The sequence below is a fragment of the Klebsiella sp. MS 92-3 genome (genome assembly GCF_000195655.1).
Classification (GTDB): Bacteria; Pseudomonadota; Gammaproteobacteria; order Enterobacterales; family Enterobacteriaceae; genus Klebsiella; species Klebsiella pneumoniae.
Genome location: NZ_GL882827.1, coordinates 6,588 through 22,380 on the forward strand (window position 1 = coordinate 6,588; position 15,793 = coordinate 22,380).

Below are 15,793 nucleotides of genomic sequence, written 5' to 3' on the forward strand. Positions count from 1 at the left end.
CCGCCTGCCGCAGGATCGGGAATCGCTGTTCTGGTTCAATCTTCTGGATATCCCACCTGAGCCGAAAAATGGCAAGACTGACAATTACCTGCAGCTCGCGATACGGTCGCGTATCAAGCTGTTTTACCGTCCGGCAGGCGTGGCGGCGGAAAAAATAGCCGCGGAAAAAGCCCTGAGCTGGGCGCTGGCTCCTACGGGCAACGGGTTGCGGGTGAGCAATGCCTCAGCGCGCTATATCACCATCGACAGCATCACCCTTAACGGACAAAAACACGCTGCCGGCATGGTCGCCCCGTTTTCCTCGCTGGAGATCGCGCCTAAAGGGGTCGCGCTGCGCACGCTGCCAGCCAAATTCAGCTTCACCACCATCAATGATTACGGCGCGGTAGTGAATCATAATTATCCTCAGTAAGGACATTATTATGAAATTCAGGGAGATCAAGGTTGGGTTGATGCTGCTCCTTCCCTGGCAGGAGGCATGGGCGGCAGAGGCGTTTAGTTTTAACCGCGCCCATTTGCACGGCGCCGCGCAGGTTGATCTCCAGAAATATCAATACGGTAATCCACTGCACGCCGGACAGTACCGCAGCACGCTCTCGGTGAATGGCCGGGACCTGGGGGAAGAAACGTTTGTTATCCAGGAACACGATGGCCAGCTTGAGCCCTGCATCTCACCCTCGCTGTTCGACGCTCTGCAGCTGAAGGATGCCCAGTGGCCAACCGCGGCCACCTGCCTGCGTTTTTCGCAGATCGATAAGGCGATCGGCTGGGAGTATGACAGCGGGGAAAACGTCCTGCGGGTAAATATGCCCCAGGCGCTGCTGCAACCCCATTATCGGGGGGCGGTGAACCTGAAAAAGGTGGATAGCGGCGTGCCCGCCGCGGTGCTGCGCTACCAGGCCAATAGCTATCAGAGCATCGTCGACGGGGACACCAGCAGCCATCATTATCTCGGGCTGGATGCCAGCCTGCGCGCCTTTGGCTGGCGGTTACATCACCAGTCCAGCTACCAGGCGCAGGAAGGGAATACGCACTGGGATAGCATTGCCACCTGGGCTGAGAGAAGTGTAGTGAACTGGGCGTCCACGTTACGGCTGGGTCAGGGATGGACCGACGGAACCTTCTTTGACAGCGTCAGTTTTATCGGCGGCAGGCTGGCTACCGATGTGCGCATGCTGCCGGGCTCTCGCCGCGGTTTTGCGCCGTCGGTCAGCGGCGTGGCGCGCACCAACGCCCGCGTAACGGTCACCCAGAACGGCGCTCTGTTGTACGAGGCAACGGTTCCGCCGGGCAAATTCACCTTCGACGATCTCTATCCCACCAACGCCGGCGGCGATTTACAGGTGACGATCCACGAGGCGGATGGCAGTCAGGACACCTTTACCGTGCCGTACGCCACGCTGCCTGGCCTGGTGCGGGCAGGCGCGGTCTATTATGATCTGTCGCTGGGCTATCTGGATGAGGACGGGATCGCCGGGCGGCCGGGATTTGGCGAAGCCACGCTGCAGTACGGCTTCAATGACTATATCAGCGGCTATACCGGCGCTAACGCGACGACAGATTATTACTCGACGCTGTTCGGCAGCGCCTTCAATACCTACTGGGGCGCGCTGGCGGTCGATCTTTCCCGTTCTGCGGCGAAGGGCAGGGAGCACGGCTGGCAGGAGGGCTACCGCTGGCGGGTGTCCGCATCAAAATCGTTTACATCCGATACGCGAATGCTGCTCTCGATGAGCCACAGCAACGAGGGCAATTATCGCTCCATTCGCGATGCCGCCTGGGAGCACGACCGGCACCCCAACGACTGGCGGGAGATGACCCGCTACAGCGCGACGTTGTCTCAGCAGGCCGGCAGCGGCAGTCTGTCATTTAACGGAATCTGGAGTGAGGATGTCCGCCACCACCGCTGGCGCTCATATCAGCTGGGCTATGCCAACCGCTATGGTCAGCTCAATTATTATCTGTATGCCCAGCAGAGCCAGGATATCCATCACCGCAATAATCAGGTGGTGGGCGTCTCCTTTTCGCTGCCGTTCGGGCAGGCGGGCAGCCTGACCACCCGCTTTAACCACGATAAAAACTACGGCAGCCAGCTGCAGTCCAGCTATACCGGCAGCGCAGGCGAGAAAAACGCCTTCAGCTACGGTTTGACCGCCAGCTACGACATGCCGCGGGAGAACCCAAATGAAGCCAGCGTTGCGGCCAACGGTAGCCTGCGGACGGATTATGCGTACCTGAACGCCAGCGCCAGCGCCGGTCGCCATCAGCAGCAGTACTCGCTGGGGGCATCGGGCGCCCTGGTAGCGCATCAAGGCGGCATGACCGCCACCCCCGAACTGGGGGAAACCTTCGCCATTGTGGAAGCGCCCGGCGCGGTGGGGGCCCGGGTGGCTAACCGCCTTGGACAGCCGATTAACCGCCAGGGTTTTACGATCATCCCTTACCTCGATCCCTTTACCGCTAACTGGCTGGATCTCGATCCGCAGGGTCTGAACGACCATGTGGAGATTGTCTCCAGCAGCACGACGGTGGTGCCCGATTCGGGCGCGGCGGTGAAGGTCAAATTTGTCACGCGTACCGGCTATCCCTGGTTTGCCCATGTCACGCTGCCGGATGGCGCGGCGCCCCCGCTGGGCGCGGAGGTGTTCGACGACAACGGTCGGGCGGTTGGCGCCGTCGGTCAGGGCGGGCTGCTGTATGCCCGAGTGCCGCAAGACCACGGCAGCGTCTCGGTAGTATGGGGCGAACGCAGCGGGCAACGCTGCCGGTTGGCCTATGCCATCCGCGACGACGCGGTGCAGCAGGTTAGCAGCGGCACGCCGCATCAGGTCTGCCGGCCGGGAATAAAGGAGAAGTAATATGAAAAAAATCATCGCATCAGGGGTACCTCTTCTGCTGGCCGGCGGGTACTGCGCTTCGCTGTCGGCAGCGTGCCAGATGGTCAGTGGCAAAACTATCGAGTTTTCAGTGAACGTCAGCCAGGCCAGTATCAACCTTGACGTCAGCGATCTCCCCATCGGCTCCCTGCTATACAGCTACGGAGGGATGATTATCACTAATAACGAACGCTGGGAGATCGCCTGCAGCGGCAGCGAGCCCGGCGGGTTTCAGAGCATTGGCGGTTCCCGGGTCGGCCCGGCGGGAGACAGCAAGCCGGGGGATATCTACAGCATCGACCGCCTGCCGGGCATCGGCTACAGCTTTCAGATGGGGGAACAGGATGGCATTAATTTCGATCCCCTGTTCACGGCCTGGCCTTCCGCGCCGGTATTTTCCGGCCAGCGCGCATTTCAGGCGGAAAATAAAAAACCGACCATCTATTTCTGGCGGATTGCCGATAACGGCGGTCTACCGCCGCCGGGCGAATATTGCCTTAATGATTACCTTGGCGATATTTATCTTGGCGGAGTACAGGCGATGCGCTTCAGCGTCAGCGGGCTCTGTATTCAGGTCAAATCACCCACCTGCAAGATTACTGACGACAGTAAAAACATTAACGTCTTCCTCGGACGGCATAACAAAACCGCATTTACCGGGCTCAACAGCACCACCGCCCCGGTTCCTTTTAACATCAACCTGACGAACTGTGAAAATGTCGGCAGCGTGTTTATGCAGTTTAACGCGACGGTGGACAGCGCTGTCGCCGCCAACGAAGTGATTAAAATCGATGACCAACCCGAAGGGGCATCCGGACTTGGCGTGCAGATCCTCAGTGCCGGCGGCTCGCTGGTGCCGCTAAACCAGGTGAGCCAGGTCTGGTCCGGGAAAAAAGGCAGTCAGACGAACTATCGTTTATCCTATCAGGCCCGCTATATCCAGACGCAGCCCGCAGTGACTGCGGGCGAAGCGAACGCCAGCGCGACCTTCGTGGTGACTTATAACTGATCTGCCTGGCGGCACTGCGCCGTCAGGCATGCGCCAGTAAAGGAAACATCAACTTCCTGTCTTTAAACAGGTTTTCCTTCTGGTCATAGACGAAGAGGATATCTTCTCCCTCTATCTTCTCATACTCGCCGAGCCGGTCTTCACTGGGGGTAAAACCGAGGATGGCCTGGTAAACGTGGTCATCGGCCAGTTCGTTGACCAGCGTCGACAGGCTCTTGCCCACGTCGCAGAACAGATCAAAGCAGATCAGCACCGGACCGTTTTGCATGGCGATGACCACCGCCTCATTTTTTGCCGAGTAATAGACAAAATGCTTCATAAAGGCTGAGCAGTAAAACATCAGCAGGCCAAAGTTATGCTCCACCCGCAGCGGTGAGAACGGGTTGGATTTTTCATAGTAATGGCGGAGCAGGGCGACATCGTCAGCGCTGTCCATATCCAGTTTACGAAAATCACCGGCTCGCGGGGAGACCGGCATAATATATTGATACTCTTCGCTGCGGGTGAAGCCAAATTTGGGGTAAAAATCCACCGTGGTGGGATTGGCGAATAAAAAGAAGGCGTCCGCCTCCTGCTGCCAGTCCTGCAGGATGTGATGGATAAGCTGGCCGGCTAATCCCTTATTACGGTGGTCCGGCTCGGTCATCACGGTGCCAATCTGAATATAACGCCGGGGCTCGCCCTGCCAGCGCAGGTCGATGATGTTGGCCGAAGCGTTAGCGATAACTTTATTGCGTTCGACAAAAGCATAGGGGATATAGGCGTCGGTCCAGTAACCTTGCTGATACCACTCTTCAAAAGACAGGTCAAAAGTCTTAACGGCAAGGTCAATGAAGCTTTTTCTTAATGGGTTATTTTCTCTGACTTGCTTCACTAATTGATAATTCATTGTCATAGTTCCTTCTCACTATGGCTTCTGAAAGCGGCGACGTCGGCAAAGGCACTTGCGTCGAATGAGCGCTGTAAACGTAGCATATCTGGGAAAAGGATCCGCAATGTCGATGCTTAACCTTTGCCCCAGTCACAAATAACCGCATGCTGGCCGTGTCAAACCGGGCGAAACGGACTGTTTGCGTTCGCTACCGCCATAATAAAGCGTGAGTAAAAGAGGTATTGGTCGAGAGGCTGAGGCAAATGTACTGGCTATTTTATCGACAATCGGCCGGGCCGTAGAGGTTAGGTTTATTTATTTATGCATTAAACAGGAAATTTTACGCGTTGCGTCTAATAATAGAGTAGTCCCCAGCGTAAGGGCTGAATTTATCCTGGAATCGGCTTATAATAACGCGCTTTGTGATTGAGTATTACCGCACGAATTGGAAAAATACTACGTGCAGGATCCGCTACTTTATTTCGCGGTTTTTGCTCAGCTATTATTGAGTGAATTAACAGGATTACTATGTCAAATTTACCCAAATTTTCCCGCGCGCTGTTGCACCCGCGTTACTGGCTGTTGTGGCTGGGAATTGGCTTTTTGTGGCTGCTGGTGCAATTACCGTATCCGGTGATCTACCGTCTGGGAACGGCGCTTGGGCGGCTGGCAATGCGGGTGATGAAAAGCCGCGCGCGGATTGCCAGACGTAATCTCGAACTCTGCTTTCCCGAGATGAGCGCCGCCGACCGCGAGGCGCTGCTGGTGAAAAACTTTGAATCGCTGGGCATGGGGCTGATGGAGACCGGCATGGCCTGGTTCTGGCCGACGCACCGGGTAGCGCGCTGGACCGAGACCAGCGGCGTTAACGAGGTGGTGGAGCTTCTGGAAGAAAAGCAGGGCATTTTACTGATCGGTATCCATTTTCTGACCCTCGAAATGGGTGCGCGAATGTACGGCATGTTTACCCCAGGCATTGGCGTCTACCGGCCCAACGATAACCCGCTGATTGACTGGCTGCAAACCTGGGGACGCTTGCGCTCTAACAAGACCATGCTGGATCGAAAAAATCTGAAAGGGATGGTCAGGGCGCTAAAAGAGGGGGAAATTCTCTGGTACGCGCCGGATCATGACTACGGTCCGGCCAGCAGCGTCTTCGCCCCGCTGTTTGCCGTCGAACAGGCGGCGACCACCACCGGTACCTGGATGCTGGCGAAAATGTCCGGGGCGACGATTGTGCCGTTTGTTCCGCGGCGCAAGCCCAACGGCATGGGGTATGAATTGATCTCCCTGACGCCGGAGCGCACGCCGCCGCTGGCGAGCGCCGAGGTTACGGCGGCCTGGATGAATCAGATTATCGAACAGTGCATCCTGATGGCGCCCGAGCAATACATGTGGCTGCACCGGCGCTTTAAGACCCGCCCGGAAGGAGTACCGCCGCGTTACTGAACGCCTCGGCCAAAAAATAAGCGCATCGGTAGCACGCTTAGTAAATCGCCGTCTATACTGAAAGGGCCTGACTGAAGGCTAATTCCAAGGAGATTGCAGGATGAAAAAAGTGATAGTCGCGTTAGCCCTTTCCGCCGTTGCATTTGGCGCCTCCGCCGCGCAGTTGATTACCAAAGAAGAAGTGAAACACTTCAAACTGACCAAAGTCGGGCCGATCTCGGTGGGGCCGTCCGGTGGCGAATTCTCTTCGCCTTCCGATCTGCACGATCAGCTCTCCAAGCTGGCCGATGAGAAAGGCGGAAAGTACTACGTGATCACCGCTGCGCGTGAGCATGGCCCTAACTTTGAAGCCACAGCGGAAGTGTATAAATAACCTTTTTTTAAAGCGTGCCGTATCGGCGCGCAACGCATTGAGCCTGGAGCGCGTTAAGCCTCCGGGCTTATTTTTTTCTGCTATCGGAATTGCCTTAGGCAATAGCGGCAGCGGAAATGCGTTTTTATCGCTATATATAGATTTCATGATCACGATGTTAATGAATTATTGCTTTTTATTGTTAATAAAGAGCCAATTCCGGCCTAATGCCTGAGGGAGTGACCCCTGGCAAAAATAGGTAGGACAAATGTGTTATCATCGCGCCTTTCCCTTTTTGTCTGGGGCTTTCTTGTATGCTACAACCTGTTGTTCGCGTCGGTGAATGGCTGGTAACCCCCTCTGTAAACCAAATCAGCAGGAAGGGGCGCCAGCTTACCCTTGAACCGCGTTTAATCGATCTTCTGGTCTTTTTTGCCCGCCATCCGGGGGAAGTGCTTAGCCGGGACGAGCTTATCGAAAACGTCTGGACCCGGAACGTTGTGACCAGCCACGTCGTCACGCAGAGTATTTCTGAACTGCGCAAGTCGCTCAAAGACGGCGACGACGTTAGCCTTGAGTACATCGCGACGGTACCCAAACGGGGGTATAAGCTCACGGTGCCGGTGATCTGGTGCACCGAAGAGGGGGAGGAGCTAGCCCCGTCGATGGAGGCGCTGACGCCTTCGCCGTCGACCGCCGTTCCTGCGCCGCCGGCCGCCGGTGCGCCATCCGACGTCTCTGTCCCTCTCCCTGATGCCGCCGCGCCGCCACCGGCTCCTACCGTGGCCAGCGCGCCGTCAGGCCGCAAGCGCCTCACTACCGCCCTGGTGTGGGGGCTGTTCCTGTTGGCGCTGGGCACCTGCGTGGCGCTGGTGGCGCTGTCGAGCATGGAATCGCGGCCGCCGGTCAACAAGGCGCGTCTGCTGCTCAATCCGCGCGATATCGATATCCACCTGGTGAATGGCAACTCCTGCGCTAACTGGTCGTCGCAGCACTCCTACGCCGTTGGACTGGCCAGCCTGATCACCACCTCGCTGAACACCTTCTCGACCTTTATGGTGCATGACAAAACGGACTACAACATCAATGAACCAAGCAGTTCCGGCAAAACGCTGACCATTGAGTTCGTTAATCAGCGCCATTATCGGGCGCAGCAGTGCTTTATGTCGGTCCAGCTGGTGGACAACGCCGACAGCTCGACGATGCTGGATAAGCGCTACTTTGTGACCAACGATAACCAGCTGACCATCCAGAACGATCTGATGAACAGCCTGTCGGATGCCCTGGCGCAGCCGTGGCCGGCGCGAATGCAGGCGATGCTCAGGCAATATCAGCCCTCGCAAAGCGTGGCGTTAACCTATTTCTACCAGTCGCATCAGCTGTTAATGAAGGGCGATGTCGATTCATTAAGTAAGGCCAGTAGCCTGCTGGATGATGTGATTAAGCGGGCGCCGGATTTTATTTACGCCTATGCCGAAAAAACGCTGGTGGATGTATTGCGCCATTCACAACAGCCGCTGGACGATAAACAGCTGGCCGCCCTCTACAGTGAAGTCGAGCGGGTAGGGGCGATGCCGGGTATAAAAGACATGGCGATTTATTATCAAATAAAAGCGGTGGATTCATTGGGGAAGGGCAAAGTCGACGAAGCAAATACCGCAATTAATAGTGCGATTGATTTAGAGATGTCATGGCTAAATTATGTGCTGTTAGGGAAAGTCTATGAGATGAAAGGTGAGAACCGTCTGGCTGCCGATTCTTACATCACGGCGTTTAATTTACGTCCTGGCGAAGATACCCTGTACTGGATTGAAAATGGGGTTTTCCAGACGTCGGTTAACCGAGTAGTTCCATATCTCGACAACTTTCTCTCTTCAGAATAAGTAAACCCTCATCATGTGCAAGGTTTTGGGCATGGTGAGGTTAAATTTATGTTTCTCATGAAGCCTCTTGTTGTTATTTTTATTTAGCATTCAGGAGGCTTTAAATAACAGTCAGGTAACACGCTCTGCTTCTTATAACTTGCTGTAATGCAACGATGTTTATCTTTTTCTGACACCCTGTTGTCATGTTTATATGTTAAGCGAAAAAGGTCAAAATATCATTTGTCTGATGTTTGTTTTTATATCACTTTATCTTTAGGACTAATCTCGTACAAATCAGTAATCTTGTTGGCAGTTGGTCGGGTCAATTAATGGTTCTGTATCATGATCTGTACCTCCCAAATAAACTTAGGAGAAAAACAACCATGAGTTCTGCCAAGAAGATCGGGCTATTTGCCTGTACCGGCGTAGTCGCCGGTAATATGATGGGGAGCGGGATTGCATTATTACCTGCGAACCTGGCCAGCATCGGTGGTATTGCCATTTGGGGCTGGGTGATTTCAATTATTGGTGCGATGTCTCTGGCTTATGTTTATGCCCGACTGGCCACTAAAAACCCGCAGCAGGGCGGTCCTATTGCCTACGCTGGCGAAATATCTCCGGCGTTCGGTTTCCAGACCGGTGTCCTTTATTATCATGCAAACTGGATTGGTAACCTGGCCATCGGGATTACCGCAGTTTCTTATCTCTCTACGTTCTTCCCAATTTTAAATAACCCGGTGCCAGCAGGTATTGCCTGTATTGCCATCGTGTGGATCTTTACTTTCGTTAATATGCTCGGCGGGACCTGGGTCAGCCGTCTGACCACTATTGGTCTGGTACTGGTGCTTATTCCGGTAGTCATGACCGCGGTCGTCGGCTGGCACTGGTTTGATGTCGCTACCTATCAGGCGAACTGGAATACCTCCAGCACCACTGATAGCCACGCGGTTATTAAAAGTATCCTGCTCTGCCTGTGGGCCTTCGTTGGCGTAGAATCCGCCGCCGTGAGTACCGGGATGGTGAAAAACCCGAAACGTACCGTACCGCTGGCAACCATGCTGGGTACTGCGATGGCCGGTATCGTCTACATCGCCGCGACTCAGGTTATCGCCGGTATGTATCCTGCTTCTCAGATGGCCGCGTCCGGTGCGCCGTTCGCAATTAGCGCCTCTACCATCCTCGGCGGCTGGGCTGCACCGATGGTATCCGCTTTCACCGCCTTTGCCTGCCTGACTTCTCTGGGCTCGTGGATGATGCTGGTTGGCCAGGCCGGTGTACGTGCCGCCAACGACGGTAACTTCCCGAAAGTGTATGGCGAAGTTGATAACAACGGTATTCCGAAAAAAGGCCTGCTGCTGGCCGCAGTGAAAATGACCGCGCTGATGGTGCTGATTACCCTGATGAACTCCGCCGGTGGTAAAGCCTCTGACCTGTTCGGCGAACTGACCGGTATCGCGGTACTGCTGACCATGCTGCCTTACTTCTACTCCTGTGTTGACCTGATTCGTTTCGAAGGCATCAACATCCGTAACTTCGTTAGCCTGATTTGTTCGGTACTGGGTTGCGTGTTCTGCTTCATCGCGCTGATGGGCGCAAGCTCCTTCGAACTGGCCGGCACTTTCATCGTTAGCCTGATTATCCTGATGTTCTACGGTCGCAAAATGCACCAGCGCCAGAACAACGCATCGGATAACAACACCACCGCTAACGCGCACTAATCAGCAACCCGTTTTCCTGAGGCTCCTTCCATCACCTGTCATCACGCGACGGGAGGGGCTTTCTACATCTGGAGATTTGACTATGAACGTTATTGCAATCATGAATCACATGGGGGTTTACTTCAAAGAAGAACCCATCCGTGAACTGCATCGTGCTCTCGAACGCCTGGACTTCCGTATTGTCTACCCGAACGACCGTGACGACTTATTAAAACTTATTGAAAACAACTCTCGTCTGTGCGGCGTGATCTTCGACTGGGATAAATACAATCTCGAACTGTGCGAAGAAATCAGCAAAATGAACGAGTACATGCCGCTGTATGCGTTCGCTAACACCTACTCCACTCTGGACGTTAGCCTGAACGATCTGCGCATGCAGGTTCGCTTCTTCGAATATGCGCTGGGCGCTGCGGAAGATATCGCGAACAAAATCAAACAGAACACTGACGAATACATCGACACCATTCTGCCGCCGCTGACCAAAGCGCTGTTCAAATATGTCCGTGAAGGTAAATACACCTTCTGTACCCCAGGCCACATGGGCGGTACCGCGTTCCAGAAAAGCCCGGTAGGCAGCATCTTCTACGATTTCTTTGGCTCCAACACCATGAAATCCGATATCTCCATTTCGGTTTCTGAACTGGGTTCCCTGCTGGACCACAGCGGCCCGCACAAAGAAGCGGAAGAGTATATCGCTCGCGTGTTTAACGCAGAACGCAGCTACATGGTGACCAACGGTACTTCTACTGCTAACAAAATCGTCGGCATGTACTCCGCGCCGGCCGGCAGCACCGTGCTGATTGACCGTAACTGCCACAAATCGCTGACTCACCTGATGATGATGAGCGACATTACGCCGATCTACTTCCGTCCGACCCGTAACGCCTACGGTATCCTCGGCGGTATTCCGCAGAGCGAATTCCAGCACGCGACTATCGCCAAGCGTGTGAAAGAGACGCCGAATGCGACCTGGCCGGTACACGCGGTTATCACCAACTCAACCTATGATGGTCTGCTGTACAACACCGACTTCATCAAGAAAACCCTGGATGTGAAATCCATCCACTTTGACTCCGCGTGGGTGCCTTACACCAACTTCTCGCCGATCTATGAAGGCAAATGCGGGATGAGCGGCGGCCGCGTCGAAGGGAAAGTGATTTATGAAACCCAGTCCACGCACAAACTGCTGGCGGCGTTCTCCCAGGCGTCGATGATCCACGTGAAAGGCGACGTAAACGAAGAGACCTTCAACGAAGCCTACATGATGCACACCACCACCTCTCCACACTACGGGATCGTGGCCTCCACCGAAACCGCGGCGGCGATGATGAAGGGGAACGCTGGTAAGCGTCTGATCGACGGCTCTATTGAACGTTCCATTAAGTTCCGTAAAGAGATCAAACGTCTGAAAGGCGAGTCTGACGGCTGGTTCTTCGACGTCTGGCAGCCGGAGCATATCGATGGTCCTGAATGCTGGCCGCTGCGTTCCGACAGCGCATGGCACGGTTTCAAAAACATCGATAACGAACACATGTACCTCGACCCGATCAAAGTCACGCTGCTGACTCCGGGGATGAAGAAAGACGGCACCATGGATGACTTCGGTATTCCGGCAAGCATCGTGGCGAAATACCTCGACGAACACGGCATCGTGGTTGAGAAAACCGGTCCGTACAACCTGCTGTTCCTGTTCAGTATCGGTATCGATAAGACTAAAGCGCTGAGCCTGCTGCGTGCGCTGACCGACTTCAAACGCGCGTTCGACCTGAACCTGCGGGTGAAAAACATGCTGCCGTCGCTGTACCGTGAAGATCCTGAATTCTATGAAAACATGCGTATTCAGGACCTCGCGCAGAACATTCACAAACTGATTGAGCATCACAACCTGCCGGATCTGATGTTCCGCGCGTTTGAAGTGCTGCCATCGATGGTGATGACCCCGTATGCCGCGTTCCAGAAAGAGCTGCACGGTCAGACGGAAGAAGTGTATCTCGAAGAGATGGTCGGCCGCGTCAACGCCAACATGATCCTGCCGTATCCTCCGGGAGTGCCGCTGGTGATGCCGGGTGAGATGATCACCGAAGAGAGCCGTCCGGTGCTGGAGTTCCTGCAGATGCTGTGCGAAATCGGCGCCCACTATCCAGGCTTCGAAACCGATATCCACGGCGCCTATCGTCAGGCGGATGGTCGTTACACCGTTAAAGTGCTGAAAGAAGAGAATAACAAGTAATAGACGCACACCAGGGAAGTGGCTTGCCACTTCCCTTTTTCACGCTGCAAGGAGAACACATGAAAACACCCTCACAGCCGCGCGCGATTTACTACATCGTTGCGATCCAGATCTGGGAGTACTTCAGCTTTTACGGCATGCGCGCCTTACTCATCCTTTACCTTACCCACCAGCTTGGCTTCGACGACAGCCACGCCATCAGCCTGTTCAGCGCTTACGCATCTCTGGTTTACGTTACCCCTATTCTCGGCGGCTGGCTTGCCGACCGCCTGCTCGGCAACCGCACGGCGGTAATTGCCGGGGCGCTGTTGATGACCCTCGGCCATGTGGTGCTGGGCGTTGAGTCGACCTCCGCATGGAGTTTGTACGTCGCGCTGGCGATCATCATCTGCGGCTACGGCCTGTTTAAATCCAATATCAGCTGCCTGCTTGGCGAACTGTACGCTCACGACGACCCGCGTCGCGACGGCGGTTTCTCGCTGCTGTACGCCGCCGGCAACGTCGGCTCGATTGCCGCGCCCATCGCCTGCGGACTGGCGGCGCAGTGGTACGGCTGGCATATCGGCTTCGCCCTTGCGGGGATCGGTATGTTTATCGGCCTGATGATTTTCTTAAGCGGCAGCCGCCACTTCCGGCATACCCGCGGCGTCGATAAACCGGCGCTGCGGGCGGTGAAGTTCGTGCTGCCGACCTGGGGCTGGCTGCTGGTGATGCTCTGCCTGGCGCCGGTATTTTTCACGCTGCTGCTGCAAAACAACTGGTCCGGCTATCTGCTGGCGATCGTCTGCCTGTTCGCCGCCCAGATGGTGGCGCGGATCATGATCAAAGCCCCGGAGCATCGTCGCGCGCTGTGGCAGATCGTCCTGCTGATGCTCGCCGGAACGTTGTTCTGGGTGCTGGCGCAGCAGGGCGGGAGCTCGATTAGCCTGTTTATCGACCACTTCGTCAATCGTCGTCTGCTGAACTGGGACGTGCCGACCGCGCTGTTCCAGTCGGTTAACGCGATAGCGGTGATGGCGGCCGGCGTCGTGCTGGCGTGGCTGATGCGCCCGGAAGGCAGCGTGCGTTCGGTGCTGCGCGTCTGGCTGAAATTTTCTTTCGGCCTGCTGCTGATGGGCGGCGGCTTTATGCTGCTGGCGCTCAATGCCCGCCATGGCGCGGCTGACGGTCAGGCCTCGATGGGCATGATGGTCGCCGGGCTGGCGATGATGGGCTTTGCCGAACTGTTTATCGACCCGGTGGCGATGGCGCAAATCACCCGTCTGAACATGCCCGGCGTCACCGGGGTGTTGACCGGGATCTATATGCTGGCCACCGGCGCGGTGGCCAACTGGCTGGCGGGCGTGGTCGCCCAGCAAACCACCGAATCGCAAATCAGCGATACGGCGATTGCCGCCTATCAGCATTTCTTCGCGCAGATGGGCGAATGGACCCTCGGCTGCGTGGCGGTGATGGTCATTATCGCCTTTGCCGCGGCCTGTAGCGTCGGCAAACGTCGTGCGGCTGCCGGTGAAATTACCGGCGGCGGCGCCTGACGCTCGTCCCGGCTCGTGGCGTAAACACTTTGTCCGGGCCGCGATTCGTAGCCCCGGTAAGCGCAGCGCGACCGGGGGCATTACCTCAACAGCGGAGCGCGAAGTCGCTCCTTGCACAGCTTAGTGAACAGGAGGAGGATATTCTGGCATGCGCGGAGGCCAACGATAAAAAATACCGTTACTGAAGCCATAGCTGAGTGAGATCAGCTTGGAGTGAATCCAGGATCGTTAAGATTGTGCTCTGGTGTCTTCCCAGAGACAGGCCGCGCGGAAGGGTGACCTGGTTCAATTTATCGAAGCTAGTTTGAAAGCAAGGTTATGAGGAATCCATATGTCTGAACAACAAGCACAAGGTGCCGATGAGGCCATTGACCTTAATAATGAACTGAAAGCTCGTCGCGAAAAACTGGCTGCGCTGCGTGAGCAGGGCGTAGCTTTCCCCAACGATTTCCGTCGCGATCATACCTCTGACCAATTGCATGCTGAATTCGATGCGAAGGACAACGATGAACTCGCTTCCCTGAACGTTGAAGTTGCGGTGGCTGGTCGGATGATGACCCGTCGCGTGATGGGCAAAGCCTCCTTCGTCACCCTCCAGGACGTCGGCGGCCGCATTCAGCTGTACGTGGCGCGCGATGACCTGCCGGAAGGCGTCTACAACGAACAGTTTAAGAAATGGGACCTCGGCGATATCATCGCCGCCCGCGGCAAGCTGTTCAAAACGCAAACCGGCGAACTCTCGATCCACTGCACCGAGCTGCGCCTGCTGACCAAAGCCCTGCGCCCGCTGCCGGATAAATTTCACGGCCTGCAGGATCAGGAAGTTCGCTATCGCCAGCGCTATCTGGATCTGATCGCCAACGAAGAGTCGCGTCATACGTTCCGTATCCGTTCGCAGATCCTCGCCACCATGCGCCAGTTCATGGTGGCCCGCGGCTTTATGGAAGTCGAAACGCCGATGATGCAGGTGATCCCTGGCGGTGCGTCAGCCCGTCCGTTCATCACCCATCACAACGCCCTGGATCTCGATATGTACCTGCGCATCGCGCCGGAACTGTATCTGAAACGTCTGGTGGTTGGCGGTTTTGAACGCGTGTTTGAAATCAACCGTAACTTCCGCAACGAAGGGATCTCGGTACGCCATAACCCAGAGTTCACCATGATGGAACTGTATATGGCGTATGCGGACTACAAAGACCTGATCGAACTGACCGAGTCGCTGTTCCGCACCCTGGCGCAGACGGTGCTGGGCAAAACCGAAGTGCCGTATGGCGACCAGGTGTTTGATTTCGGCAAGCCGTTTGAAAAACTGACCATGCGGGAAGCGATCAAGAAACACCGTCCGGAAACCAACATGGCGGATCTGGATAACTTCGACGCGGCGAAAGCGCTGGCGGAATCTATCGGTATTCAGGTAGAGAAAAGCTGGGGGCTGGGACGCATAGTTACCGAAATCTTTGACGAAGTGGCGGAAGCGCATCTGATTCAGCCGACCTTCATCACCGAATACCCGGCGGAAGTTTCTCCGCTGGCGCGCCGTAACGACGTCAACCCGGAAATCACTGACCGCTTTGAATTCTTCATCGGCGGCCGCGAAATCGGTAACGGTTTCAGCGAGCTGAACGATGCCGAAGACCAGGCGCAGCGCTTCCAGGATCAGGTGAACGCCAAAGCGGCGGGCGATGACGAAGCGATGTTCTACGACGAAGACTACGTGACCGCCCTCGAGTACGGCCTACCGCCGACCGCCGGTCTGGGTATCGGTATCGACCGCATGGTGATGCTGTTTACCAACAGCCATACCATCCGCGACGTGATCCTCTTCCCGGCCATGCGTCCGCAGAAGTAATCCGTTGCACTCCCTCCCCCCCCCCCCCCCCGGGGGGGG

The 15,793-nt window shown here is 55.8% G+C and carries 11 protein-coding genes; 10 read left to right on the forward strand and 1 reads right to left on the reverse strand.

Annotated elements, in window-relative coordinates; genetic code table 11:
- The 3 genes from HMPREF9538_RS09585 to HMPREF9538_RS09575 form a co-directional block, all read left to right on the forward strand.
- The coding region (locus HMPREF9538_RS09585; RefSeq protein ID WP_009485576.1) for a molecular chaperone at positions 1-412 on the forward strand (412 nt) is incomplete at its 5' end.
- 10 nt (positions 413-422) lie between these two features.
- On the forward strand, positions 423-2,858 hold the full coding sequence (locus HMPREF9538_RS09580) for a fimbria/pilus outer membrane usher protein (RefSeq protein ID WP_009485577.1): 2,436 nt from the start codon (positions 423-425) through the stop codon (positions 2,856-2,858).
- A gap of 1 nt (position 2,859) precedes the next feature.
- Positions 2,860-3,885, forward strand: coding sequence for a fimbrial protein (locus HMPREF9538_RS09575; protein WP_009485578.1), 1,026 nt, complete (start codon positions 2,860-2,862; stop codon positions 3,883-3,885).
- 22 nt (positions 3,886-3,907) lie between these two features.
- Here the strand turns inward: HMPREF9538_RS09575 and HMPREF9538_RS09570 are convergent, their stop codons facing one another.
- Entirely contained in the window at positions 3,908-4,774 is an 867-nt protein-coding gene (locus HMPREF9538_RS09570; protein ID WP_020316411.1) for a GNAT family N-acetyltransferase, read from the reverse strand.
- A 510-nt stretch (positions 4,775-5,284) separates the two neighbouring features.
- Here HMPREF9538_RS09570 and HMPREF9538_RS09565 point away from each other — a divergent pair.
- The 7 genes from HMPREF9538_RS09565 to lysS all read left to right on the forward strand — a co-directional run bounded on the left by HMPREF9538_RS09565 (position 5,285) and on the right by lysS (position 15,754).
- Positions 5,285-6,205, forward strand: a complete 921-nt coding sequence (locus tag HMPREF9538_RS09565; RefSeq protein WP_002892400.1) for a Kdo(2)-lipid IV(A) acyltransferase — start codon at positions 5,285-5,287, stop codon at positions 6,203-6,205.
- Positions 6,206-6,305: 100 nt separating this feature from the next.
- The gene (locus HMPREF9538_RS09560) at positions 6,306-6,578 is read left to right on the forward strand and encodes a DUF1471 domain-containing protein (protein WP_002892402.1); all 273 of its coding nucleotides are present in this window, start codon (positions 6,306-6,308) and stop codon (positions 6,576-6,578) included.
- A gap of 293 nt (positions 6,579-6,871) precedes the next feature.
- On the forward strand, positions 6,872-8,440 hold the full coding sequence (gene cadC, locus HMPREF9538_RS09555; protein ID WP_004147422.1) for a lysine decarboxylation/transport transcriptional activator CadC: 1,569 nt from the start codon (positions 6,872-6,874) through the stop codon (positions 8,438-8,440).
- A gap of 365 nt (positions 8,441-8,805) precedes the next feature.
- On the forward strand, positions 8,806-10,140 hold the full coding sequence (cadB, locus tag HMPREF9538_RS09550; protein ID WP_002892484.1) for a cadaverine/lysine antiporter: 1,335 nt from the start codon (positions 8,806-8,808) through the stop codon (positions 10,138-10,140).
- Positions 10,141-10,222: 82 nt separating this feature from the next.
- Positions 10,223-12,370: a lysine decarboxylase CadA gene (gene cadA, locus HMPREF9538_RS09545; RefSeq protein WP_002892486.1), complete on the forward strand. Its 2,148-nt coding sequence runs from the start codon at positions 10,223-10,225 to the stop codon at positions 12,368-12,370.
- A 59-nt stretch (positions 12,371-12,429) separates the two neighbouring features.
- Entirely contained in the window at positions 12,430-13,905 is a 1,476-nt protein-coding gene (gene dtpD, locus HMPREF9538_RS09540; protein WP_004151795.1) for a dipeptide permease DtpD, read from the forward strand.
- 331 nt (positions 13,906-14,236) lie between these two features.
- A complete protein-coding gene (gene lysS / locus HMPREF9538_RS0128020) occupies positions 14,237-15,754 on the forward strand; it encodes a lysine--tRNA ligase (RefSeq protein ID WP_002892491.1) in 1,518 nt (505 codons plus the stop codon).
- Positions 15,755-15,793: the final 39 nt, after the last annotated feature.

What these genes read in the sequence shown, in the direction of transcription:
- HMPREF9538_RS09580 (WP_009485577.1), top strand. Translation starts at nt 423, where the DNA reads ATGAAATTCAGGGAGATCAAGGTTGGGTTGATGCTGCTCCTTCCCTGG.
- HMPREF9538_RS09575 (WP_009485578.1), top strand. Translation starts at nt 2,860, where the DNA reads ATGAAAAAAATCATCGCATCAGGGGTACCTCTTCTGCTGGCCGGCGGG.
- HMPREF9538_RS09570 (WP_020316411.1), bottom strand. Translation starts at nt 4,774, where the DNA reads ATGAATTATCAATTAGTGAAGCAAGTCAGAGAAAATAACCCATTAAGA.
- HMPREF9538_RS09565 (WP_002892400.1), top strand. Translation starts at nt 5,285, where the DNA reads ATGTCAAATTTACCCAAATTTTCCCGCGCGCTGTTGCACCCGCGTTAC.
- HMPREF9538_RS09560 (WP_002892402.1), top strand. Translation starts at nt 6,306, where the DNA reads ATGAAAAAAGTGATAGTCGCGTTAGCCCTTTCCGCCGTTGCATTTGGC.
- cadC (WP_004147422.1), top strand. Translation starts at nt 6,872, where the DNA reads ATGCTACAACCTGTTGTTCGCGTCGGTGAATGGCTGGTAACCCCCTCT.
- cadB (WP_002892484.1), top strand. Translation starts at nt 8,806, where the DNA reads ATGAGTTCTGCCAAGAAGATCGGGCTATTTGCCTGTACCGGCGTAGTC.
- cadA (WP_002892486.1), top strand. Translation starts at nt 10,223, where the DNA reads ATGAACGTTATTGCAATCATGAATCACATGGGGGTTTACTTCAAAGAA.
- dtpD (WP_004151795.1), top strand. Translation starts at nt 12,430, where the DNA reads ATGAAAACACCCTCACAGCCGCGCGCGATTTACTACATCGTTGCGATC.
- lysS (WP_002892491.1), top strand. Translation starts at nt 14,237, where the DNA reads ATGTCTGAACAACAAGCACAAGGTGCCGATGAGGCCATTGACCTTAAT.